This window comes from Rhizobium lentis (genome assembly GCF_014200175.1).
GTDB classification, from domain to species: Bacteria; Pseudomonadota; Alphaproteobacteria; order Rhizobiales; family Rhizobiaceae; genus Rhizobium; species Rhizobium mulingense.
On record NZ_JACHBD010000019.1, the window covers coordinates 45,779 to 66,400 of the forward strand.

The following is a 20,622-nucleotide window of genomic DNA, read 5'->3' on the forward strand; positions in this document are numbered from 1 at the left end:
GCGCAGGCGGCCGGCAACTCAGCCTGGCTTGGCGTCGATCATGGCGATCAGCGTGCGCAGGCGGTCGGCCTCGTAAGGTGGCTTATCCGGGCGAAGGCGGGCGATGCGCGGGAAGCGCATGGCGACCCCGGATTTGTGCCGCGTCGAGCGGTTGATGCCCTCGAAGGCGACTTCGACGACGAAGCCGAAATCCCGGTCGGCGCGCACGGCGCGCACCGGGCCGAAACGCTCTGTCGTATTGTTGCGCACGAACTTGTCGAGCAGCTCGAGTTCGGCATCGGTGAAACCGAAATAGGCCTTGCCGACCGGCACCAGCTGCTCGCCGTCCTCGTCGTCGGCCCAGACGCCGAAGGTGAAATCGGAATAGTAGCTCGAGCGCTTGCCGTGGCCGCGCTGGGCATACATCAGCACAGCATCGACGTTGTATGGATCACGCTTCCACTTGAACCAGGGGCCCTTCATGCGGCCGGCCTGATAGATGCTGTCGAGGCGCTTGATCATCACGCCTTCGATAACCGGATCGGGCGGGGCGGCGCGCAAAGCGTCAAGCTCCTCCCAGGACGAGAAAGGCACGAGCGGCGACAGATCGAAACGATCATGGGGGGCGCGGTCGATAATATCGGCGAGACGCTCGCGTCGATCGATATAGGTGCGGCCGCGAACATCCTCCTCATCGTCGAAGAGCAGGTCATAGGCGCGGATGAAGGCGGGGTAATCATCGAGCATCCTCGCCGTCACCGTCTTGCGGTTCAGCCGCTGCTGCAGGTCGGAGAAGGTGCGGGTCGGGCTGTTGGAGCGGGCGGTGCCGCCGACCAGCAACTCGCCGTCGACGACGCCGGAAAAATTGATCGCCTTAAGAATATCGGGAAAGGCGCCTGAAATGTCGTCGCCGGAGCGCGAATAGATCTTGCGCCTGTCGCCGGAGCGGGAAAGCTGGACGCGGATGCCGTCCCATTTCCACTCGGCGGCATAGTCGGCCGGATTAAGACTGGCCAGATCGCCCTCCTCCACCGCATTGGCGAGCATGACGGAATGGAAGATCGCCGGAGTGGCGAGTACCGGCTTTTCACCGCCGCCCGCGAGCCATCGGAACAGCGTCTCGTAAGGCGGCTGCAGGCCGTGCCAGAGGGTTTCGATCTCGGCGACGTCCTTATCGCCGAGATCGGCCAGCGCCTGCTTGGCAAGGCGGGCGGACACGCCGATGCGCAACGCGCCGGTCGTCAGCTTGATGAAGGCGAAACGGCCGGAGGAATCCAGCCGGTCGAGCAGATCGCGGACGTAGCCGCGCACTTCCGTGCGGCCGAGCGCGTTCATGCGGGTGACGACCTCGCCGAGTCGCGGCTGGGCCAGGGCCGAGCGGTCTATGTCCCGCTCATTGTCCCAGACGAGCGAAATGGTCTCGGCGAGATCGCCGACATAGTCGTAGGAATAATGGAACAGCACCTCGTCCATGCGCTCCAGCACCAGATCGCGCAGCATGGCCGGCTTGACGTTGCGCACCTCCAGCGTGCCGGCAATCGCGGCAAGGCCGTAGCCGCGGTCGGGATCGGGCGTGTCGCGGAAATAGTCGGTCAGCAGCTTGAGCTTGCCGTTGCGGCTGGGGGTGAGAACCAGGCGGTCCAGGAGGTCGGCGAAGGCTTTCATGATGGCCTCCGTGCTTGGGAAAAAGACCCCTCCCCAACCCCTCCCCACAGGTGAGAGGGGCTAACCCGCGGCGCTGCGCTGCCCTCTTTCGACCTCGTTCGCAGCAGAGATTTTGCGGTGGGACGGTGCGAGACGTTAAGCCCCTCCCCCTTGTGGGGAGGGGATGGGGAGGGGTTTTGGTCCAGCACGCAGCTCATCTCAATCCGCCTCATCCTCATAACCCACCAGATGCAGCGGTTTCGCCTTGATGCCCTGCAACTGACACCAGCGCACCAGCGCCTCCTCGCGGCCGTGGGTCACCCAGACCTCGGCCGGGTGCAGCTCCCGGATCGTTTCGGTCAGTTCCGGCCAGTCGCAATGATCGGAGATGACGAGCGGCAGTTCGACGCCGAGCTGTTTGGCGCGCTGGCGCACCAACATCCAGCCGGAGGCGAAGGCCGGCAATGGTTCGTTGAAGCGTCGTGCCCAGCGGTCGGCAAAGGCCGAGGACGGGCCGATGACGACGGCGCCCTTGAAGGCCGACTTGTCGCGGCTTTCGATCGTGGCGGGCTGCAGCTCGCCGAGATCAATGCCTTGGCCGACATAATAGTCGCAGAGCTTTTCCATGGCGCCGTGGATATAGATCGGTTCGGCATAACCGGCATCGCGCAGCAGCCGGATGACGCGCTGGGCCTTGCCGAGCGCATAGGCGCCGACGAGATGGGTGCGCTCGGGAAATTGCCGGAGCGAAGCCAGCAGCTTGCCGGTCTCGTCGAGTGGATCGGGATGATGGAAGACCGGCAGGCCAAAGGTCGCCTCGGTGATGAAGACATCGCAGGCAACCGGCACATAGGCCGCGCAGGTCGGGTCGGGACGGCGCTTGTAATCGCCGGAGACGACGATGCGGGTGCCGTTCTTCTCGATGGCGATCTGGGCCGAACCGAGCACATGGCCGGCGGGATGAAAGATCACTTTGACGCCGTTGACCAGCAGCTCCTCGCCAAGGGCTGCAGCCTGCTCGCTGGCACAAAAGCCGTCGCCGTAGCGCAGCCGCATGATGTCGAGCGTCTGGCGGGTGGCGAGCACGTTCACGTGACCGGGCCGGGCGTGATCGGAATGGCCGTGGGTGACGAGCGCCCGCTCCACCGGGCGCACCGGATCGACATAAAATCCGCCTTCCGGGCAATAGAGCCCTTCCGGGGCAGGATAAAGCAGCGCGTCAGCTCTCATGCTGCAAGAGATAGCGGGAACTGGGCGCGAGGCCAGAGGGAACGTTCAAGACGGAAGCCCGTCGAGGAAGGACAGCACTGCGGCGTTGAACTCGGCCGGCCGCTGCAGCGGCGCAAAATGGCTGACGCCCTTGAGATAGATCATCTGAGCGTCCGGAATGCTGCGGGCGAGATATTCCGCATGTTCCGGCTTGATGAATTCGTCATGTTCACCGAGCACGATTGCCACCGGCACGCCGATGCGGTTGAGATCGGCGGCCTGATAATTCGGCTCCGTCCGCATCATCAGGCTGACCGCCTCGACGAAGGGATGAAAATCGTCCGGCGTGGCCGACAGTTCGGCGTAATCCCTGGCATGCCTCGCGAAACAGCGGTCGATGCGCGGGGTGGCGACGAATTCCAGCGTGCCGCTCGGATCCATGTTGCAGGCGAAGAAGAACACTCCCTCGACACGTGACGGCGCCGTCATGGCGAGGATAAGGGCGATACAGGCGCCGTCGCTCCAGCCGATAAAGGCCGCTTTGTCCAGAGAGAGGTCATCCATGACCGCAAGTACGTCGGCGGCCATTAGCTCATAGGTGTAAGGACGGGCATCGCGGCTGCTGCGGCCATGACCGCGGCTGTCGATCAGCACGACGCGGCGGCCACTTTGGAGCAGCGCCGGGACCTGATAGCCCCAGTTGCCGCTATGGCCGAGACCGCCGTGCAGCAGGATGACGGCCGGCCCGGTGCCGTAGCTCGCATACCAGATGCGGGCGCCCTCGCGCCCGACATGGCCTTCGACTGCGGCCGGCGGCAAGGGGGCCGTGCCGTGGTCTTCGAAATGGATGAGCTCGTCGTCGTGTCGTTCCTTGGCGATGACAGTCCTTTCGGGTTTATCGGCGGCCAGCATAGAAAAGCCGGAAAACAGCCCAAGAACAACCAGAATCGCTTTCTAGCTGTTGCGTCCTTCGATGCAATCAGGGGAAGCAATATGGGCAGGACGCTTTTCTATTGCGCCGGCGCATTCGCGCTCGCCGCGGCCGGTATCTATCTCAACAATAGCAGCCTTTTGGCGGAGCACCGCCCAGGAAAGCCGGTGCTGCTCGCCCATCGCGGCCTCGCCCAGCGCTTTGACGAGACCGATCTGAAGAATGACACCTGCACGGCGAGCCGCATGCTGCCGCCGAAACACGATTATCTCGAGAATACCATCCGCTCGATGCAGGCGGGCTTTGCCGCCGGCGCCGATATCGTCGAGATCGACGTGCATCCGACGACGGACGGGCAGTTCGCCGTCTTCCACGACTGGACGCTCGACTGCCGCACCGACGGGCACGGCGTCACCCGCGAGCAGGCGATGGCTGACATGAAGAAGCTCGACATCGGCTATCGCTACACCGCCGATGGCGGCAAGAGCTTTCCCTTTCGCGGCCGCGGCCTCGGCATGATGCCGACGCTTGCCGAGGTACTATCGACCTTTCCGAATCGGCGCTTCCTGATCAACGTCAAGAGCCGCGACCCTTCCGAGGGCGAAAAGCTCGCCGCCGTGCTCATCGGGCTTTCCACTGAGCGACGGGCCGAGATCATCGTCTATGGCGGCGACGAACCGATCGACGTCATCCGCCGGCGCGTGCCCGATATCAAGACCGCCTCGCGCCAGAGCCTGAAGGGCTGCCTCACCGGCTATATCGGCTATGGCTGGACCGGCCTGCTGCCGGATGCCTGCAAGCAGCGGATGATGCTGGTGCCGATCAATATCGCCCCCTGGCTCTGGGGCTGGCCCGACCGCTTCCTCAACCGAATGCAGGATGCCGGAACGGAGGTCTTCGTGCTCGGCCCCTATCGCGGCAGCGACTTCTCCACCGGCATCGACGACACCACGCAACTTTCGCAACTGCCGCAGAACTTCTCCGCCGGCATCTGGACAAACGACATCGAAGCGATCGGCAAGGCGATGAAATAAGGTCAGCGGAGCTGCGTCTGCAACAATCGGAGAATCTCCTCCGGCGAAACCGGCCGGGAGAAGCGATAGCCTTGAGCCTCCTCGCAGCGCGCGTGACGCAGGAAATCCATCTGGGCGTCGGTTTCGACGCCTTCGGCAAGCACCGAAAGCTTCAACGTCTGCGCCAGCGAAATCACAGCCGAAACGATGGCGACGGCGGTCTTGTCGCCCGGCAGCGCCTCGACCAGCGAACGATCCATCTTCAGCCGGTCGAAGGGGAAGGTCTTCAGCGCCGCAAGACTGGAATAGCCGGAGCCGAAATCGTCGATCGACAGGCGCACGCCGAGCGCCCGCAGCGATGCCATCATCGCCAGCGCGCGTTCGGCATCTTGCATCACCACGCTTTCGGTGACCTCGAGCTCCAGCCAATGGGATTGCAGGCCGTGACGCTCCAGCGCCTCGGCGACATGGCTTGCGAAATCCGGATCGGCGAACTGCTTGGCCGAGACGTTGACGGCGATCGTCAGCGGCGCCACACCGGTATCCTGCCAGGCGCGCGCCCGGCGGCAGGCCTCGTTCAGCACCCAGAGGCCGAGGGGAACGATGAGGCCGGTCTCTTCGGCGAGCGGGATGAAATTGATCGGCGGCACCCTGCCCTTTGCCGGATGGTTCCAGCGGACCAGCGCCTCGATGCCGGTGATGCGGCCGGTGGCGACATCGACTTGTGGCTGATACTCCAGGAACAGCTGATCACCTGTTATCGCCAGGTGCAGTTCCTCGTGTTCGCCGAGCGGCATGCCGACCGATGTGCCGGCGCCATCGTGATGCTGCAGCGTGTTGCGGCCGAGCTGCTTGGCCCGGTACATGGCGCTGTCGGCATTGGCAAGGAGTTCTTCGGCGGTTGCGCCGTCGACGGGGAAAGCGGCAACGCCGATGCTCGCGGTGATGGCGATATCGCCGCTCTTACCGCGCATCGGCCGGTTGATCGCCTTCTGAAGTTCGCGCAGGCGGCGGGAGATGCCGGCATCGTGGCTCGACTGGTGGACGAGCACCACGAGGAATTCGTCGCCGCCGAGCCGCACCACCATATCCGAGGCGCGGACGCTGTTGGCCATGCGGGTGGCGATCTCCTTCAGCACCTCGTCGCCGGCGGCGTGGCCGCGGCCGTCATTGACGTCCTTGAAATTGTCGAGATCGATATAGGCGACGGTGACCTTGCGGTTGTTGCGTCGGGCCTGATTGAGGATATTGGCCAGCCGCTCCTTCAGGAAGGCGCGGTTCGGCAGGCCGGTGAGATCGTCGTGATGGGCCATGAAATGGATGCGATCGTCGACCCGCTTGCGCTCGATGGCGATGCCGGCGATATGGGTGGCGAGCGCCACCAGCTTCATTTCATGCTCTGTGGGACGGCGGACTTCCCTGGAATAGAGGGCGAAGGTGCCGAGCACATTATTCTCAGAGGTGGCGATCGGCGTCGACCAGCAGGAGCGGAAGCCGAAGGGGGCAACCAGCGCGCGGAAATCCTCCCAAAGCGGATCGCTCATCACGTCCTCGACGATCACGGTCTGGCCGCGCCAGGCGGCGGTGCCGCAGGAGCCGACCTTGGGGCCGATGGTAACGCCGTCGATCAGGCGGCTGTAGCCGCCGGGCAGATTGGGAGCCGCGCCATGATAGAGCCTGGTGCCCTCGCTGTCGAGCAGCAGCACCGATCCGTCGATGCCGATGAGCTGCGCCTCGATCATCAGCACCAGCGCCTCGAGAATCATCGGCAACGGCTCGTTGCGGGCGATCATTTCGAGCAGTTTCGCCTGTTCGCGATGGAGATCCTCCTGGAGCTTGCGTTCGGTGATATCGCGGGAAACGCCGATCAGCCCGACGATTTCGCCGCTTCCATTGCGCAGCGGTATCTTCGAGGTCAGCCGGCAGACCGGCCTGGGGCTGCCTGGAAGAACGACCGTTTCCTCCATGTCGATCCGAGCTTCGCCGCTCGCCATGATCTGCTGCTCGATGTCGAAATGCCGGCGCGCCACCTCGAAATCGAACAGGTCGAAATCGCGCTTGCCGGTGATCTCTTCGGCGCTCCTGAAGCCAAGGTTGCTGGCGGTGACGGCATTGGCGAAGACGAAGCGGCTGTCGCGATCCTTGACATAGAGGAAATCCGGCAGTTCGTGGATGATCGCTTTCAGGCGCAGGTTCTCGACGTCTTCGGAGAGGTGGTAGGCGGTCGACGCCATCATCGCCTCGGTCGCGGCGACGAAGCGCCGCGTCTCGGCCGTCAGGGCCTCGGCCGATTCCCATCGCCTGGCACTCGTTTCGTGCATGACGCCATTCTCCCCCGCCCCGCGATCGTCGTTTCCCTTTAAAGTAGTCCTGAAGTCCTTCGGCTTGCTTAAGTGAAAGATGTGAACAACACGCCAAAATAAGCGGCGAGATCCTGCCCTCAACCTTGGCGGCAACCACAATTTCGCGCGCCCGGGGAAAAGCCTGTGCCATAAGAAGACAGGCGGGATGGCACGTTTCCTGCTAGAGGCGGGCCATGACAGGAGAGCCCGGAATGCCTTCACGCCGCGACATGCTTCTCTTTCTCGCCGCCTCGGCGGTCGCGGGCGGGACGTCGCGCGCGTTTACCTCGCCGCTGACGGCTGCTGCCCAGCCCGATCTGCGCGGCGCGATCGACGCGGTGGAATATCGCGCCATCCCCGAAAGCGGCGACCGCAAGGCCCGCAACCTGGAGCAGATGATCAAACAGGCAGCGGCCGACAACGTGCCGGTCTTCCTGCCGCCCGGCACCTACCGGATCTCCAATCTCACCTTGCCCGACAATACCCGCATCACGGGCGTGCCCGGCGCTTCACGGATCGTCTATACCGGCGAAGGCCATCTCTTCGCGGCCGAGAATGTGCGGCGCATCGAGCTTTACAATCTCGTCATCGACGGCGGCAACCGCTGGCTCGGCGATTATGCCCGCGGGCTCGTGCAATTTACCGGCGTCGACGAGGTGCTGATCGACAATTGCGAAATCGGCGGCAGCCGCAAGCACGGCCTGCAGCTGGAGCGCTGCGGCGGACGGATCGAGCGCAGCCGCATCTCAGGTGCCGCCCAAGCCGGGCTCTACGCGGTGGATTCCGCCAATCTTTCGGTCACCGGAAATACGATCGCCGATTGCGGCAATGGCGGCATTCTCGTGCATCGCTGGAAGAAGGCGGAAGACGGCACGGTCGTTTCCGGCAACCGGATTTCCAACATACGCGCCAATGACGGCGGCACCGGCCAGAACGGCAACGGCATCAACATCTTCCGCGCCGACGGCGTAATGGTGGTGAACAACCAGATCTCCGACTGCGCCTTTACGGCGATCCGCGCCAACTCCGCCTCGAATATCCAGATTAACAGCAACCAGTGCCGGCGCTCCGGCGAGACAGCGATCTATGTCGAATTCGCCTTCGAGGGTGCTGTGGTCTCCGCCAACCTGATCGACGGGGCGGCCAACGGCATCTCGATCGCCAACTTCGACGAAGGCGGCAGGCTTGCCAGCGTCACCGGCAATGTCGTGCGCAACCTGACGCTGAAGGGCCCCTACGAGCACGAGGTCGGCTTCGGCATCGGCATTGCAGCGGAGGCCGATACGCTGGTGTCGGCCAATGTGATCGAAGGGGCGCCGCGCTGGGGAATGCAGATTGGCTGGGGCGCCTATCTGCGCAATGTCGTCGTCAGCGGCAATGTCGTGCGCAAGGCCCCGGTTGGCTGCGCCGTCTCGGTCGCCGAGGGCGCCGGCACTGCAGTCATCACCGACAACATCTTCCAGGAAATCGCCGAAGGCGCGGTTCTCGGCTTCGAGTGGGAGAAACGAGTCTCCGGCGAGCTGGCGGAGGGCGGCTCGCCCTATGGGCAGCTCACCATCGAGCGAAACCGCATGTCCTGACGGACGGGGCGGCTTTCAAATCTCACGCGCGTGAATTCATAGCGTCGTCACTGCGTCTGATAGGTGCCGGTGACGGTCGCCTCCGCCAAGGCATGTTTCTTTGCCTCCGCCCACATGGCGCTGATGCCGGCGGCATCGGGTGTGAGAAGCTTCGGCACGTCGAGGGCGGCGAGGCGAAAGATATAATGATGCGGGCGATCGCCGGCCGGCGGTTGCGGGCCGTCGTAACGGGCGTTACCGAAATCGTTCTTGTAGAACCGCGGCGCCTGTTCGGGTGCAGTGTCGACGCTTTCGGCAAGGGTCCTCCACTGCGCCGGGATATTGGCAATACCGCAGTGGCGGAACGTGCCACGGGGGGCATCCGGATCCTCGACCACAAGAGCAAAGCTCCTGGTCTGGTCGGGGGCGCCGCTCCAGGCAAGCGGCGGAAAGAGATTCTCGCCCGCGCGCGCATATTTCTTCGGGATCGGCTGATCCTGCGCGAAGGCTTTGCTGATCAATGTCAAGGTCATGACATTCTCCTTTGTCTTCTCAGGAACGGCCGCTTCCCTTCTTATGCTCGCTTTCCTGGTTGCGGCCGCGCATGATCGCGCGATCGTCGTTTCCGGTATCCAAATCCGGCTTCAGATCGCCTCCTTTGCGATGCGCTTGCCTCGCCTGCGGATTGCGCTGCAGATCTGCTGCGGCCTCGAAATCTTCACCGGCATTTGCCGTCTTCTCGCGTTTTTCGATGACGCGAAGCTGCTGTTCATGCGTCTTCTTCCCCGTCATGGCATTCCTCCTGTCTCAGCACACGCCCCTACCTTTAGGGTCGAACCCGCCGGCCTTCTCATTGTTCCCCAGACCGGGAATTGTGCTCCCGACTGATGGCGATTTCCGGCATTACGCAGCCGCATCAAAAGCTTTCATCGTCCCATCAGCGACGAGGACTTTTTCGAGAGGGGTCCGGCGTTTACGGTTTCTCCGACACATCGAAAGGGTATGGCCATGCTGACAATTTACGGAGTCTATCGATCGCGCGCCTCGCGCGTCTACTGGATGGCGCATGAGCTGGGGCTTGAATTCCGGTCCGTGCCGGTGCTGCAGGCGAGGCGACTCGCGGAGCCCCTATCCGAGGAAGCGCCGCTCAATACGCACTCGCCCGATTTCGCCGCCGTCAATCCGATGGGGCAGATCCCCAGCATTCGCGACGGCGACCTCGTGATGCACGAGTCGCTGGCGATCAATCTCTACCTCGCCCGCAAGCATGGCGGTCCGCTTGCCGGACAAACCGTCGAAGAAGACGGATTGCTGACGATGTGGACGATCTGGGCAGCCTCGCAGGTAGAGCCGCATTCGGTCAGGATCGTGCTCACCTATGATAACGGCCTCGAAAACAGCGCCGAGGGCAAGGAGACGATCGCAGCCGCCTGCTACGGGCTGCGCCGGCCGCTTGCCGCACTCGAAAGCCACCTTGCCGGTCGGCAGTGGATCGTCGGCGACCGGTTCACCGTTGCCGATCTCAACATCGCCGAGGTGCTGCGCTATGCCCAGAGCGAGGCAGCGCTTTTCGATGCCAATCCGAACATCAAGGCCTGGATCGAACGCTGCCAGTCGCGCCCTGCCTACAGGGCGATGCAGGCGGGCCGCAGCAAGGAACCGGTCGAGGTTTGATCTAAAGCGCGTCGCGCTTTAGCTTTTTGTTTGCGCGTGTCGTTACCGCAAAACCGCTGCACACTTTTGCGCGACATGCTTTAGCGGAACAACGCCAGCGTGCCGGCCATTTCCTCGCGGATCCAGGCCTTGAAATCCTTGACTTTCTTCGGCTCGCGCACACCCTCGGCGGTGATGAAATAATGACCGAAGCCGGTCTTGGCGCGAATGCCGAAGGGGGCGACCAGCCGGCCCTCGGCAAGCGCAAAGTGGGCGAGCGTCTGCCAGGCAAGCATGACGCCCTGCCCGGCGATCGCCGCGTCGAGGCAGAGCGAAGCGTCGTTGAAGACGTGGCGGGTCGCAAGCGTCGCGCCCGATAGCCCGGCCTCGCGCATCCAAACCTCCCAGCTGAACATGGCGCGACCATCGGTGACCGCAGGTAACGCCAATATATCGGCAGGTTCGCGCAGTTTCGCCGCCATCTCGGGCGAGCAGACGGGAAAGACCTCCTGTTGCAGCAGCAGCTCGGCCTTCACGTCGGGCCATTTGCCGGTACCAACGCGGATGCCGATATCGACATCGCCGAGCGCCGGATTAACGAGATTGGTGGTCGCATCCAGCCGCAGCTTGATGTCGGGATGGCGTTCGGCGAAACGATCGAGCCGGCAGACGAGCCAGCGGGCGGCGAAGACCGGCGCCACCGAGATGGTCAGGATCGTATCGTCCTTGCGGCTGGCGATCGACACCGCCTGAGAAAGACGGGCAAAGCCTTCGTCGAGCGCCATGAGCACAGGCCGGCCGGCTTCGGTGACGACCATTCCGCGGGCGGTGCGCTCGAAGATCACCTGTCCCAGCTGTGCCTCAGCCTTGATCACCTGCTGGCTGACGGCGCCGACCGAGACACCAAGCTCGCCGGCGGCCGCCTGCAGCGAGCCGAGACGGCCGACCGCCTCCAGCGCCCTGAGGCCGTTGAGATGGACCGCATTGAGGTTCTTCATGTAGTTTTTCTATAGCGGCGCCCCGGTAAACTCAATTGAAAATCCGCCCGCGTAAGCCGACATTGCAGCATAGGATCATGATCCAGCACCGCTGGAGAAAGCGAGGTCTGCCGTGTCGTTGCTGAAGTTTTTCTTGAAGCCTATTGCTGGCATCAGCAGGACGCAACCTACGAACACCCTGACCTGGGAGGAGGATCCGCTGCGCCATCCAGAGGTCGAGCGCATGCCGCTGCGCGAAATCGCCGATCTGCCGCTTGGGGCGGAGACCGGTTTTCACCCGCAGGAGAGACCCGCGCTGGCGAAATGCGCGTGAAGATATGCTAGCTCCGCCCGAGAAAAAGACCGGACAATGGCCGGCGAAGTCGACCTTATCTTCGAGCGCCTGAAGCGCCTGGTGGCGGAAGCCGGCCTGCCCGACGTCGAGGAGAGCACCTACTATGGCAATCCGGCGCTGAAAGTTGCCGGCAAGAGTTTTGTGGCGGTGAAAAACCCGAGACGATCGTCATCTCGACTTCGCTCGACGACAAGGATCATCTCCTGGAAATGGCACCGGACATCTACTTCCAGACCGATCATTATGTCGGCTGGCCGCATCTGCCGCTGCGCGCCGCCCTGATTGGCGACGAGGAATTGCGGCTGCGGCTGATCGGCGCCTGGCTGTTCCAGGCGCCGAAGAAGCTGGCCAATCGTTTCGGGCGTCAGCCCCGATCATAGGCCAGAGCGCGCTGAACGGCGGGGCGCTGCAGCATGCGGGCGTGGTGGGAGCAAGGCGGCGAAACCATCGGCAGTCAGTTTGACGATCATGTTATTCTCGGAGCTTGAGACGTGCGTCCGCTTTGGCGGGCGAGGGTATTTGCGGGTCGGTCGTAGAAAAACCTTAGTTGGCACCTGCATTCGCCCGACGTCACGTCAACCCGGCGTCGCGAAGCCTATCTGTTTCAGCAAAGAGATTTTCAGTGCCAGCAATTCGAAAAATCCTATTCGGACTCCTAGCAATTTTAACGGTCGTGATTGTGGTCAGCGCCGGCTGGCTCTGGCAGGTCGCGGGTGTCTACGGTTTCAACACCGTCTTGCGGCGCGGTGGAACCTATTGGACCGAAATGAAACCTGACGACGAGCGCCTTTCCGCCTCCATGCGTTTGGCGTTGAGCCCCGTGATCCCCGCGGTTCTGCCCGGACCGCTGGTCTGGCAGGAGCCGGAGACGGGCTTCGAGGTGGCGGAGCTGCCGGTTCTTGCCGATGGCCGCGAAGTCGATCGGATATTTCTCAGCAGAGTTGACCCGGCCCGCTTTCGATTCGTCACGCACAATGCGGCTGCGGGCGATACCGGCATCGACGAATGGGAAAAGGCTTTGCCTAACGCCGTGCTCATCGTAAACGGCAGCTATTATGACATGCATGGCAGGCCCGACACGCCCTTCGCCAGCGAGGGCATTGCGATGGGTCCTCAGCAATATGACGCGAAGGCGGGCGCCTTCATTGCCGGCAAAGACACTGCCGATATCCGCGATCTGACGCATCAAGACTGGCAGGCAGCTTTTGCCGGCGCGTCGAACGCCATGGTCTCCTATCCGCTCCTGATCGGCGATGACGGGCAGACGCATGTGAATGTGAAAAGCCGCTGGCTGGCGAACCGTACCTTTGTCGCCAAGGACGATTTGGGGCGTGTCATCATCGGGACGACAAAGGAGGCATTCTTTTCCCTCGACCGGCTGGCAGAGTTTCTCAAGACCTCGCCGCTCAATCTCAAGATCGCGCTCAATCTTGACGGCGGTCCCGTCGCCTGCCGGAGTGTTCGGCTGAATGGCTATCGGCAAAAATTCTACGCAAGGTGGGAGTCTCAGGCGGACGGCAACAGAGTAAGCCTGCTCCGCTGGCCGATTTCCGAGGCCAACTGGGCCATGCCGATCGTGCTGACGGTCGAACGGAAATAGGTCGGCCGCATGGTGGGACTTGAACGTCGTTGAAATATCAGGATTACGATGATAAAAGCTGCCTCGGGTCTGCAGTTCACCCAGGCATCGCCGTTCTTCGGAACACGCTAAACCTGACAATGATGAAGATATGGACACCGATCCCGTGCCATGTCGGAAGGGCGATCACCGATAATCCATCCGGAACGGCACGACCAAAGGATAGGTCATGTCCAGAAAACCCATTCCGCTCGAAGTGAGCGACACGTCGGCATTTGCCAAATCGCTTCGCCTGCAGCTCGTTGCGTTTGAGGGCCTCCCCTCTCATCTCCAGCTCCTGAACATGCTGGCAAGGGCCGCCGGTTATGGAAATTTCCAGAGCCTGCGTGCGAAAACCGATCCCGCCGGAAGCGAGGCGCAGCCGCCGACGCCGGCACCTGTCGTCGATGCCGCGATCGACCGGAAGCACATCGACCGTGTTCAACGCAGCTTCGACGAAGAGCTTCGCCTGATGCGCTGGCCGTCGCGGCGCATGGATCAGATCACGGCGCTTTGGCTCTTGTGGTCGCGCATTCCCGCCGCGAGGGAGATGCCTGAAAAAGAGGTCAATGCCCTTCTTCGCGACAGGCACCTGTTTGGAGATCACGCCTTGCTGCGACGGGAGCTCTGCGAACTCGGCCTGATGCGCCGGACGCGCGACGGCAGTGTCTATCGACGCGTCGAACAGCCGATGCCGATCAACGCGGCGACGATCCTCAGTCAGCGTTCCTCACGCCAGGCGCACTGACCACTGCTGCGGAGGCGCCTGATCGAAGACGGCTGTCAATCACGGCGCCTCATTCTTCTTTCGTATCATCGTCGCCGGCCTGCCTCTTGCGGCGCGAACGGAGATTGCCGAAGCCCATTCAGGCGAGACGATGATCGCGATGCCGCGCCGACGATGAACAAGGTGTAGATCTTGTCCATGCCTGTAGCGGAGGCAGGCATCGGTCCAAGGTGGCGGCCACATAAGGCTGAAGCAACGGTCGAAAACGCAACTTCCGCTTGAACGAATCCCACTTCGCGCTAGCCTGCGTTCGCAAGCCCATCCCGTCCGAGTCGGCTCGCTTCACATCGAGGGAACAGATATGCCGGCTTTGATCGAAGCACGCAGCGTCAGCAAACGCTTCCGGCAGCACAAGCGATTTCCCGGTCTGCTCGGGGCCTTCAAGACGCTGGTGACGAGTGAATATTTCGAGACCGTCGCCGTTTCCGACATCAGCTTCGACATCGAAGCGGGCGAAGCCGTCGGCTATCTCGGCCCGAACGGCGCCGGCAAATCGACGATGATCAAGATGATGACCGGTATTCTGGTGCCGAGCGCCGGAACGCTTTCCGTACTCGGCCGCACGCCGCATCTCTCCCGCATGGACAATGCCCGCGAGATCGGCGTCGTCTTCGGCCAGCGCAGCCAGCTGTGGTGGGACCTGCCGCTGATCGACAGCTTCACCCTGCACCAGCGCGTCTATGATATCCCGGCCGCCCGCTATGCGGACAATCTGCGCCACTTCAGCGAACTGCTCGACCTCTCGCCCTTTCTCGACCGGGCGGTGCGCCAGCTCAGCCTCGGCCAGCGCATGCGAGCCGAGATCGTCATGTCGCTGCTGCACGATCCGAAGATCCTCTTTCTCGACGAACCGACGATCGGGCTCGACGTGGTCGCCAAGGATGCGGTGCGGCGCTTCCTCGCCGAGATCAACCGCGAACGCGGCGTCACCATCATCCTTACCACCCATGATCTGCAAGACATCGAGACCATCTGCCCGCGGCTGATCATGGTCGATCACTCCAGGCTGATCTTCGACGGCGAGTTGCGCAGCCTGCGCGCCGCCCTCGGCTCGGCCCGGCGGCTGACGCTGGAATTTGCCAGCGACCCAGGGCCCTTGCGGCTCAGCACGGCGTCGCTCGTCAGCGACGAGGGGCTGCGCAAGGAATATCTGATCGAGCGCGAGGACGTGTCGCTGGTCAAAATCCTTTCGGAGGTCGGGAGCGACCGCGATCTCAAGGATGTCGCCCTGCACGAGCCGGACATTGAAGAGGTCATCCGCACCTTCTACCAGGGCCGCAACGCCAGGGCCCGGGCCTCATGAGCGCCTGCCCCGCCTTCACCCGCAACGCCCGGGCGCCGACACCATGAGCGCTTATATGGCCTTTTCTCGCAACGCCCAGGCGCCCACACCATGAGCGCTTATCTGGCCTTCACACGAAGCGCCTTCCACGCGCAGCTCGCCTATCGCAACGCGGTCTGGGCCAATATTTTCGGCAAGCTGGTGCAGGTCGTCGCCCGTGTCGCCATCTGGCTCGCCGTCTATGCCGGCGTCGGCGCGACCATGGTCGACGGCGTCTCGCTGCAGCAGATGGTGACCTATGCGCTGCTCGGCGGCGCTGTCATGGGCGCCACCCGCCCGGAAAGGATCATCGGCGAGATCGGCCGTTCACTCAAGACCGGCGACATCGCCATATGGCTGCTGAAGCCGCTCTCCTATCCGCTCTATCTCTTCGCCAATGAATGCGGCAGCTTTTTCTACCGGCTGGCGACGCAGGTGATCCCGACCGTTGTCTTCACCGCCCTGTTCTACGGCATGCTGGCGCCGGAAAGCCTGTTTCACGGCGTGATGTTTGCCGTCTTCTGGGCACTGTCCTTCGTGCTGATCTTCCTGATGTCGGCGCTGTTCGGGCTGATCGCCTTCTGGCTGATGACGAGCTTCTCGCTCGACTGGATCCTTGGCGCCCTGCTGCATCTGTTCTCCGGCCTGCTGGTGCCCTTCTGGTTCTTCCCCGAGCCCTTAGCGATGATCGCCCGCCACCTGCCTTTCGCCTGGGTCGTGTATTATCCCAATGCCGTCTATCTCGGCAGGCTTTCTGTTGCCGACACCTGGCTGCATCTCGGCCTCGGCCTCGGCTGGGCCGGACTGTTTCTTTTGGGCGTGCTCTGGCTGTGGCACCTGGCGTCGCGCCGCATCACCGTGCAGGGAGGCTGACCGTGCTCATTCATCACCTGCGCGTCATTCCGCTGCTGGTGCGCATGCATGTGCGCTCACAAATGGAATATCGCGGCGCCTTCTGGCTCGATCGGCTTGCGCAGATCCTCTCCTATGGCAGTGTCTTCGCCACCATCGGCATCCTGCTTGCCCGCTTCCAGACGCTCGGCGGCTGGACCTGGCCGGAGCTGGCGCTGCTTTTCAGTTTCCAGCTGCTCGCCTATTCGCTGGGGGCGGCGATGAGCTTCGTGCAATTGCGCGATCTCGAGGAGCTGGTGCGGCTCGGCACCTACGACACACTCCTGGTCAAGCCGTTCAGCCCCTGGGCCTATCTCGTCTTTTCCGGCCTCAATATCGGCTATGCCGGCCATATTATCCTGGCAGTGCCGCTGCTCTGCTGGGCCGTCCTGTCGGTCGACTTCGCCTGGTCTGCCGCGTCCGTGGCGTTCCTGCTTGCCGCAATCGTCAGCGCGACGCTGCTCACCGGCGCGATGATCACCATGATCGGTGCGACGGCACTGATGTGGGTGCGGTCGAACCACCTGTTTTCGATCTTCTTCGGCTTCTGGGAGCTGACGCGTTATCCGCTCAACATCTTTCCCGGCAGCATCCAGCTGACCCTGATCACCGCTGTTCCCCTGGCCCTGACCAGTTCGGTCCCGGTCGGCGCCCTGCTCGGCAAACCCATCCCGATCCTCGGCGATTGGGCCGCGCCCGTAACGCTCGCCGCCGGCCCGGCCTGGGTGCTCATCGCCATGGCCCACTGGCGCTACGCCACCCGCAAGTACCAGGGTGCGGGCGGCTGATGGGGTTGACCCCGCCTCAGCCCCGGTCGAGGGCCAGCGCCCGCTGGACGGCGGGGCGTTGCAGCATGCGGGCGTGGTGGTCGCTGACCTTTGCGAAGCGGGCGGGATCGACACCGTCGGCCGGCAGCCAGTCGGTCATGACGAAGAGATAGGGATCGGCGAGCGAATAGGTCTCGCCCATCACCCAGGGGCCTTCGAACATCTTCTCTTCGATCAGCATGAAGCAATCGGCCATATTCTGCGGCACCTTGGCCTTCATCGCTTCGAGCGCCGCCGGCTCGTCGGCCCAGCGGGAGCCGCGCCGGCGATGGGCATGGTTCACATGCACGGTCGAGCAGAGATAGCTGTTGAAGGATTGCAGCCGCGCCATTTCGAAGGCATCGCCGAGCGGCGCCAGCTTCGCGGCCGGGGCGCTTTCAGCGATGAAGCCGAGGATCGCCGGCGTTTCCGTCAGCACGCCGCGGTCGGTCACCAGCGCCGGCACGCGTCCTTTGGGGTTGATCTTCAGATAATCCGGCGAACGCTGCTCACCATCGGGAAAGCTGAGCTTTTTCGTTTCGAAGGCAAGGCCGGATTCTTCGAGGGCGATAAGGCTTGCGAGCGCGCAGGTTCCAGAGGCGTAATACAATGTCAGCATGGTTCTCGACTCCCTTTCGGCATGAGGTATAGCGCAGCCGTCGCAATGCCGGAACTGGGGAGATTGCGGTTTATCGGCAATGACCGGCGTGCCGTGCGGCCCCCTCATCCGCCCTACGGGCACCTTCTCCCCGAGGGGAGAAGAGGGAGCAAGGCACGCCGATATTGCCCAGATGAACCCACCTGTCCAAAGGCGCCTCATCCAATGGGTCGCTGGTGAAGCGACATTCTCACTCTTCTCCCCAGCGGGGAGAAGGTTGGCCCGAAGGGTCGAATGAGGGGGTGAGCGGCAAAGCCGCGAATTCGCCAAACGTCAAGCGAAGCGCAACGTGGAGGACTCCCCTCACCCGCAGCCCGGTACATCCTCCAGCCGGTGCCAGACCGGGATGCCGCGCTCCCTCGCAATGCGCACGTCGTTGTCGGCACCCTTGGAATCGCCAGGCAGACGCAGCACACCCTCGCAGAGCTGCAGCAGCCGGCCGGCGACCGGATGGAAGATCTCTTCGTAGAGCGCATCGCCAACCGACTTGCCGCCGGCGGCGTGCCAGATCGGCAGCGCCACCCATTCGCCGATCATCGGCACGTGGCCGGCGGCAAACAACTTATACGAAGGCTCCTCCAGCCGCTTCAGGTTGGCGGCCATCTTTTCCGGGTCGTCGCCCGTTCCCGACCGGTAAGGCCCGGCAATCAAAATCAGCATCTTTCACTCCATCGCTGAGCATTCCCGGCATCATGCACGGGATATCCTGAAAATGCATGATATTTCTTGAATGTCGAGTCTTTTCGTGCAACTTTACGCCATCTCGTTCAACTTCGTGCAGAGAACCCATGCTGACCTCGCAACGTAAAACCCTCATTCTCGACATTCTGCGCCGTGACGGCCAGGTGATCGCCAAGCGCGTCGCCGAGGATTTTTCGCTTTCGGAGGACACGATCCGGCGTGATTTGAGGGAAATGGCGGCGGAGGGGCTGTTGAAACGCGTGCATGGCGGGGCGATGCCGGTGTCGCCCGATTTGCCGGATTTCACCCAGCGCCGTAGTGTCTCGTCCGAGATCAAGGCGCGGCTAGGGGCGAAAGCGGCGGCGATGGTCAAGCCGGGGCAGATGATTTTTCTCGACGGCGGCACGACGACGGCGGAGATTGCCCGGCACCTGCCGCGCGACATGCCGCTGACGGTCGCGACCCACAGCCCCACGATCGCCGCCGAACTGGAGCACCATGCGACGGCCGAGGTGATCCTTGCCGGCGGGCGGCTCTACAAACATTCGATGGTGGCGACGGGGGCGGCGGCGATGGCGGCGATCTCGCAGCTGCGCCCCGACCTGTTCTTCCTGGGCGTCACCGCCGCCCATCCCGTGCACGGGCTGTCCACCGGCGATTTCGAGGAGGCGGCGATCAAACGTCATATCGCCCGCTGCTCGGCCGAAACGCATGTGCTGCTGACACAGGAGAAGTTCGACCTCGTCTCGCCCTGCCCGGTGCTCGCAATTTCCGAGGTGGCAGGGCTGATCGTGCCGGCCGAGATGACCGATGAACGGTTGAAACCCTATCGCGATCTCAATAACACCATCGCCGCGGCATAGTCACTCAGCCAGCGCCGAGGTAACCCTGACATCGCCGACATGGATGCCGTTCCAATTGCGCATCGAGTTCGCGGCAAAGCCCATCAGGGCGGCATGCACCGTCGCTTCCGTCTCGAAGAAACGGGCGAGCGTCGCCGCCACCATGGCCTCGGCGGCGCGGGTGGCGCCATCCTCGCATTTCAGCGCGATGGCGAGGCCCTTTTCCGGGATCGCAGCGCAGAAGACGCCCTCGGCGCCGGTCTTGACGAAGATGCGGCCGGGGGCGACCTGCATCAGTTTCGTGCAGGCGCGGCCGGAGCCGGCGACATAGAAGGGCTCGGCCATGCAGGCCTCGATCAGCCGGCGGGATGCCTTGGCGCGCAAAGGCTCCAGGCCGTTGCCGGTCGCCATTTTGGCAAAGCCGTGGGCAAGGCCGCGCAAAGGCACGGCATAGGTCGGGATCGAGCAGCCGTCGGTGCCGCAGCTTTCCGCGCCGAGCACGGCGCCGGTCAAGTTTTCCATCGTCGCGCGGATCTCGACCTGCAGCGGGTGCTCATAGCCGACATAGCCTTTCGGATCGATATCCCGGTGGCAGCAGGCGCAGATGAAGCCGGCATGTTTTCCTGAGCAATTGTTGTGCAGCGCGGTCGGCGCCTCCAGCGTGCGGGCCTGCTGGATCAGGACCTTCTGGCTCATCGACCAATGGGCGCCGCATTCCAACGCTTCGGCATTGCGGCCGGCGCGAGACAGCATGGAGGCGGCAAGCGCCACATGTTCGTCCTCGCCATTATGCGAGGCGCAGGCGAGCGCCAGCTCCTTGTCGCCGAAACCATAGGCGTCGGCCGCACCGCTTTCGACAAGCGGCAACGCCTGCATCGCCTTGCAGGCCGAACGCGGGAAGACGGCGGCTTCGATATCGCCGAGCGAGAAGACGAGGCTGCCATCGCCATCGACCACCGCCACCGCGCCGCGATGGCGGCTTTCGACGAGCAGGCCACGGGTGACTTCGACGGCGACGGGATTGGTCATGGGCTCTCATCCGGATTCTGGCGGGATGCGGCAGGCATAACGCGTCAAGGCGCGAAAGCCAACGGGTTTAGGTCTGCCTGTTTGTGGCGGCGCGGGTTCCTCCTGACGGCGCCACCGACGCGGCAGGCAGGATGTTCGGCGGAGACGTCATGCCGCATTCCGGCATCGTCGGCCTTGAACCGACGATCCATGTCCGTTGCTAACCGAGGCCAGCATGGATGCTCGGCTCAAGGCCACAGCTGTCCGGTTTAAATTTAGTGGACATGGCGCACGGTGTTGATTCTACTCATGTTCGAGCGTTTGGCGACGTTCCCGGACATGGAAAGA

General features: G+C 63.2%; 20 protein-coding genes and 1 pseudogene. 11 read left to right on the forward strand and 10 right to left on the reverse strand.

From position 1 onward, the window contains the following. Window positions 1-18: 18 nt before the first annotated feature. The 3 genes from GGI60_RS29180 to GGI60_RS29190 form a co-directional block, all read right to left on the reverse strand. On the reverse strand, window positions 19-1,644 hold the full coding sequence (locus GGI60_RS29180) for a cisplatin damage response ATP-dependent DNA ligase (RefSeq protein WP_183919839.1): 1,626 nt from the start codon (window positions 1,642-1,644) through the stop codon (window positions 19-21). 198 nt (window positions 1,645-1,842) lie between these two features. Continuing rightward, window positions 1,843-2,853, reverse strand: a complete 1,011-nt coding sequence (locus GGI60_RS29185; RefSeq protein ID WP_183919841.1) for a ligase-associated DNA damage response exonuclease — start codon at window positions 2,851-2,853, stop codon at window positions 1,843-1,845. Between the two features lie 45 nt (window positions 2,854-2,898). After that, entirely contained in the window at window positions 2,899-3,744 is an 846-nt protein-coding gene (locus tag GGI60_RS29190) for an alpha/beta fold hydrolase (protein ID WP_183919843.1), read from the reverse strand. 81 nt (window positions 3,745-3,825) lie between these two features. On the opposite strand from GGI60_RS29190, the gene GGI60_RS29195 reads away from it, so the two are divergent. Further along, window positions 3,826-4,797: a glycerophosphodiester phosphodiesterase family protein gene (locus tag GGI60_RS29195; RefSeq protein WP_183919844.1), complete on the forward strand. Its 972-nt coding sequence runs from the start codon at window positions 3,826-3,828 to the stop codon at window positions 4,795-4,797. 2 nt (window positions 4,798-4,799) lie between these two features. Here GGI60_RS29195 and GGI60_RS29200 read toward each other — a convergent pair whose 3' ends face one another. After that, window positions 4,800-7,097, reverse strand: coding sequence for an EAL domain-containing protein (locus GGI60_RS29200; RefSeq protein ID WP_183919847.1), 2,298 nt, complete (start codon window positions 7,095-7,097; stop codon window positions 4,800-4,802). A 233-nt stretch (window positions 7,098-7,330) separates the two neighbouring features. Here GGI60_RS29200 and GGI60_RS29205 point away from each other — a divergent pair, with 233 nt between their 5' ends. Then, entirely contained in the window at window positions 7,331-8,698 is a 1,368-nt protein-coding gene (locus GGI60_RS29205) for a TIGR03808 family TAT-translocated repetitive protein (RefSeq protein WP_183919849.1), read from the forward strand. Between the two features lie 47 nt (window positions 8,699-8,745). Here GGI60_RS29205 and GGI60_RS29210 read toward each other — a convergent pair whose 3' ends face one another. Continuing rightward, a complete protein-coding gene (locus GGI60_RS29210) occupies window positions 8,746-9,210 on the reverse strand; it encodes a YbhB/YbcL family Raf kinase inhibitor-like protein (RefSeq protein ID WP_183919851.1) in 465 nt (154 codons plus the stop codon). Between the two features lie 19 nt (window positions 9,211-9,229). Further along, complete coding sequence (locus GGI60_RS29215) at window positions 9,230-9,469, reverse strand: hypothetical protein (RefSeq protein WP_183919853.1); 240 nt, start codon at window positions 9,467-9,469, stop codon at window positions 9,230-9,232. 216 nt (window positions 9,470-9,685) lie between these two features. On the opposite strand from GGI60_RS29215, the gene GGI60_RS29220 reads away from it, so the two are divergent. After that, complete coding sequence (locus GGI60_RS29220; RefSeq protein ID WP_183919854.1) at window positions 9,686-10,351, forward strand: glutathione S-transferase family protein; 666 nt, start codon at window positions 9,686-9,688, stop codon at window positions 10,349-10,351. An 80-nt stretch (window positions 10,352-10,431) separates the two neighbouring features. Here GGI60_RS29220 and GGI60_RS29225 read toward each other — a convergent pair whose 3' ends face one another. Beyond that, on the reverse strand, window positions 10,432-11,328 hold the full coding sequence (locus GGI60_RS29225; protein WP_183919856.1) for a LysR substrate-binding domain-containing protein: 897 nt from the start codon (window positions 11,326-11,328) through the stop codon (window positions 10,432-10,434). Window positions 11,329-11,440: 112 nt separating this feature from the next. On the opposite strand from GGI60_RS29225, the gene GGI60_RS29230 reads away from it, so the two are divergent. The 7 genes and pseudogenes from GGI60_RS29230 (at window position 11,441) to GGI60_RS29260 (ending at window position 17,067) form a co-directional block, all read left to right on the forward strand. Beyond that, window positions 11,441-11,641, forward strand: a complete 201-nt coding sequence (locus GGI60_RS29230) for a hypothetical protein (protein ID WP_183919858.1) — start codon at window positions 11,441-11,443, stop codon at window positions 11,639-11,641. A 36-nt stretch (window positions 11,642-11,677) separates the two neighbouring features. Next, window positions 11,678-12,042: pseudogene (locus GGI60_RS29235) on the forward strand (MmcQ/YjbR family DNA-binding protein). A 242-nt stretch (window positions 12,043-12,284) separates the two neighbouring features. Beyond that, complete coding sequence (locus GGI60_RS32280; RefSeq protein WP_183919860.1) at window positions 12,285-13,262, forward strand: phosphodiester glycosidase family protein; 978 nt, start codon at window positions 12,285-12,287, stop codon at window positions 13,260-13,262. A 208-nt stretch (window positions 13,263-13,470) separates the two neighbouring features. Continuing rightward, on the forward strand, window positions 13,471-14,028 hold the full coding sequence (locus GGI60_RS29245; protein WP_183919862.1) for a DUF2087 domain-containing protein: 558 nt from the start codon (window positions 13,471-13,473) through the stop codon (window positions 14,026-14,028). A 340-nt stretch (window positions 14,029-14,368) separates the two neighbouring features. After that, window positions 14,369-15,370, forward strand: coding sequence for an ATP-binding cassette domain-containing protein (locus tag GGI60_RS29250; protein WP_183919864.1), 1,002 nt, complete (start codon window positions 14,369-14,371; stop codon window positions 15,368-15,370). A 90-nt stretch (window positions 15,371-15,460) separates the two neighbouring features. Next, the gene (locus tag GGI60_RS29255) at window positions 15,461-16,261 is read left to right on the forward strand and encodes an ABC transporter permease (RefSeq protein WP_183919866.1); all 801 of its coding nucleotides are present in this window, start codon (window positions 15,461-15,463) and stop codon (window positions 16,259-16,261) included. Window positions 16,262-16,263: 2 nt separating this feature from the next. Then, window positions 16,264-17,067: an ABC transporter permease gene (locus tag GGI60_RS29260; protein ID WP_183919868.1), complete on the forward strand. Its 804-nt coding sequence runs from the start codon at window positions 16,264-16,266 to the stop codon at window positions 17,065-17,067. A 16-nt stretch (window positions 17,068-17,083) separates the two neighbouring features. Here the strand turns inward: GGI60_RS29260 and GGI60_RS29265 are convergent, their stop codons facing one another. Together GGI60_RS29265 and GGI60_RS29270 are read right to left on the reverse strand one after the other, a co-directional pair. Next, window positions 17,084-17,704 (reverse strand): glutathione S-transferase family protein, encoded by a 621-nt coding sequence (locus tag GGI60_RS29265; RefSeq protein WP_183919870.1) that lies wholly within the window; start codon window positions 17,702-17,704, stop codon window positions 17,084-17,086. Window positions 17,705-18,046: 342 nt separating this feature from the next. Next, window positions 18,047-18,403: a DUF4406 domain-containing protein gene (locus GGI60_RS29270; RefSeq protein WP_183919872.1), complete on the reverse strand. Its 357-nt coding sequence runs from the start codon at window positions 18,401-18,403 to the stop codon at window positions 18,047-18,049. Between the two features lie 128 nt (window positions 18,404-18,531). Between GGI60_RS29270 and GGI60_RS29275 the strand changes: the two genes are divergently transcribed. Then, window positions 18,532-19,287 (forward strand): DeoR/GlpR family DNA-binding transcription regulator, encoded by a 756-nt coding sequence (locus tag GGI60_RS29275; RefSeq protein ID WP_183919874.1) that lies wholly within the window; start codon window positions 18,532-18,534, stop codon window positions 19,285-19,287. Here GGI60_RS29275 and GGI60_RS29280 read toward each other — a convergent pair whose 3' ends face one another. Beyond that, window positions 19,288-20,295: an asparaginase gene (locus tag GGI60_RS29280; protein WP_183919876.1), complete on the reverse strand. Its 1,008-nt coding sequence runs from the start codon at window positions 20,293-20,295 to the stop codon at window positions 19,288-19,290. It lies immediately after the preceding gene. Window positions 20,296-20,622 lie beyond the last annotated feature (327 nt).

Excerpts from the sequence above, each read along its gene's own strand:
- GGI60_RS29205 (WP_183919849.1), top strand. The coding sequence starts at position 7,331 with ATGCCTTCACGCCGCGACATGCTTCTCTTTCTCGCCGCCTCGGCGGTC.
- GGI60_RS29275 (WP_183919874.1), top strand. The coding sequence starts at position 18,532 with ATGCTGACCTCGCAACGTAAAACCCTCATTCTCGACATTCTGCGCCGT.
- GGI60_RS29200 (WP_183919847.1), bottom strand. The coding sequence starts at position 7,097 with ATGCACGAAACGAGTGCCAGGCGATGGGAATCGGCCGAGGCCCTGACG.
- GGI60_RS29270 (WP_183919872.1), bottom strand. The coding sequence starts at position 18,403 with ATGCTGATTTTGATTGCCGGGCCTTACCGGTCGGGAACGGGCGACGAC.
- GGI60_RS29195 (WP_183919844.1), top strand. The coding sequence starts at position 3,826 with ATGGGCAGGACGCTTTTCTATTGCGCCGGCGCATTCGCGCTCGCCGCG.
- GGI60_RS29250 (WP_183919864.1), top strand. The coding sequence starts at position 14,369 with ATGCCGGCTTTGATCGAAGCACGCAGCGTCAGCAAACGCTTCCGGCAG.
- GGI60_RS29255 (WP_183919866.1), top strand. The coding sequence starts at position 15,461 with ATGAGCGCTTATCTGGCCTTCACACGAAGCGCCTTCCACGCGCAGCTC.
- GGI60_RS29245 (WP_183919862.1), top strand. The coding sequence starts at position 13,471 with ATGTCCAGAAAACCCATTCCGCTCGAAGTGAGCGACACGTCGGCATTT.
- GGI60_RS29210 (WP_183919851.1), bottom strand. The coding sequence starts at position 9,210 with ATGACCTTGACATTGATCAGCAAAGCCTTCGCGCAGGATCAGCCGATC.
- GGI60_RS29190 (WP_183919843.1), bottom strand. The coding sequence starts at position 3,744 with ATGCTGGCCGCCGATAAACCCGAAAGGACTGTCATCGCCAAGGAACGA.
- GGI60_RS29180 (WP_183919839.1), bottom strand. The coding sequence starts at position 1,644 with ATGAAAGCCTTCGCCGACCTCCTGGACCGCCTGGTTCTCACCCCCAGC.
- GGI60_RS29220 (WP_183919854.1), top strand. The coding sequence starts at position 9,686 with ATGCTGACAATTTACGGAGTCTATCGATCGCGCGCCTCGCGCGTCTAC.
- GGI60_RS29265 (WP_183919870.1), bottom strand. The coding sequence starts at position 17,704 with ATGCTGACATTGTATTACGCCTCTGGAACCTGCGCGCTCGCAAGCCTT.
- GGI60_RS29225 (WP_183919856.1), bottom strand. The coding sequence starts at position 11,328 with ATGAAGAACCTCAATGCGGTCCATCTCAACGGCCTCAGGGCGCTGGAG.
- GGI60_RS29280 (WP_183919876.1), bottom strand. The coding sequence starts at position 20,295 with ATGACCAATCCCGTCGCCGTCGAAGTCACCCGTGGCCTGCTCGTCGAA.
- GGI60_RS29185 (WP_183919841.1), bottom strand. The coding sequence starts at position 2,853 with ATGAGAGCTGACGCGCTGCTTTATCCTGCCCCGGAAGGGCTCTATTGC.
- GGI60_RS29215 (WP_183919853.1), bottom strand. The coding sequence starts at position 9,469 with ATGACGGGGAAGAAGACGCATGAACAGCAGCTTCGCGTCATCGAAAAA.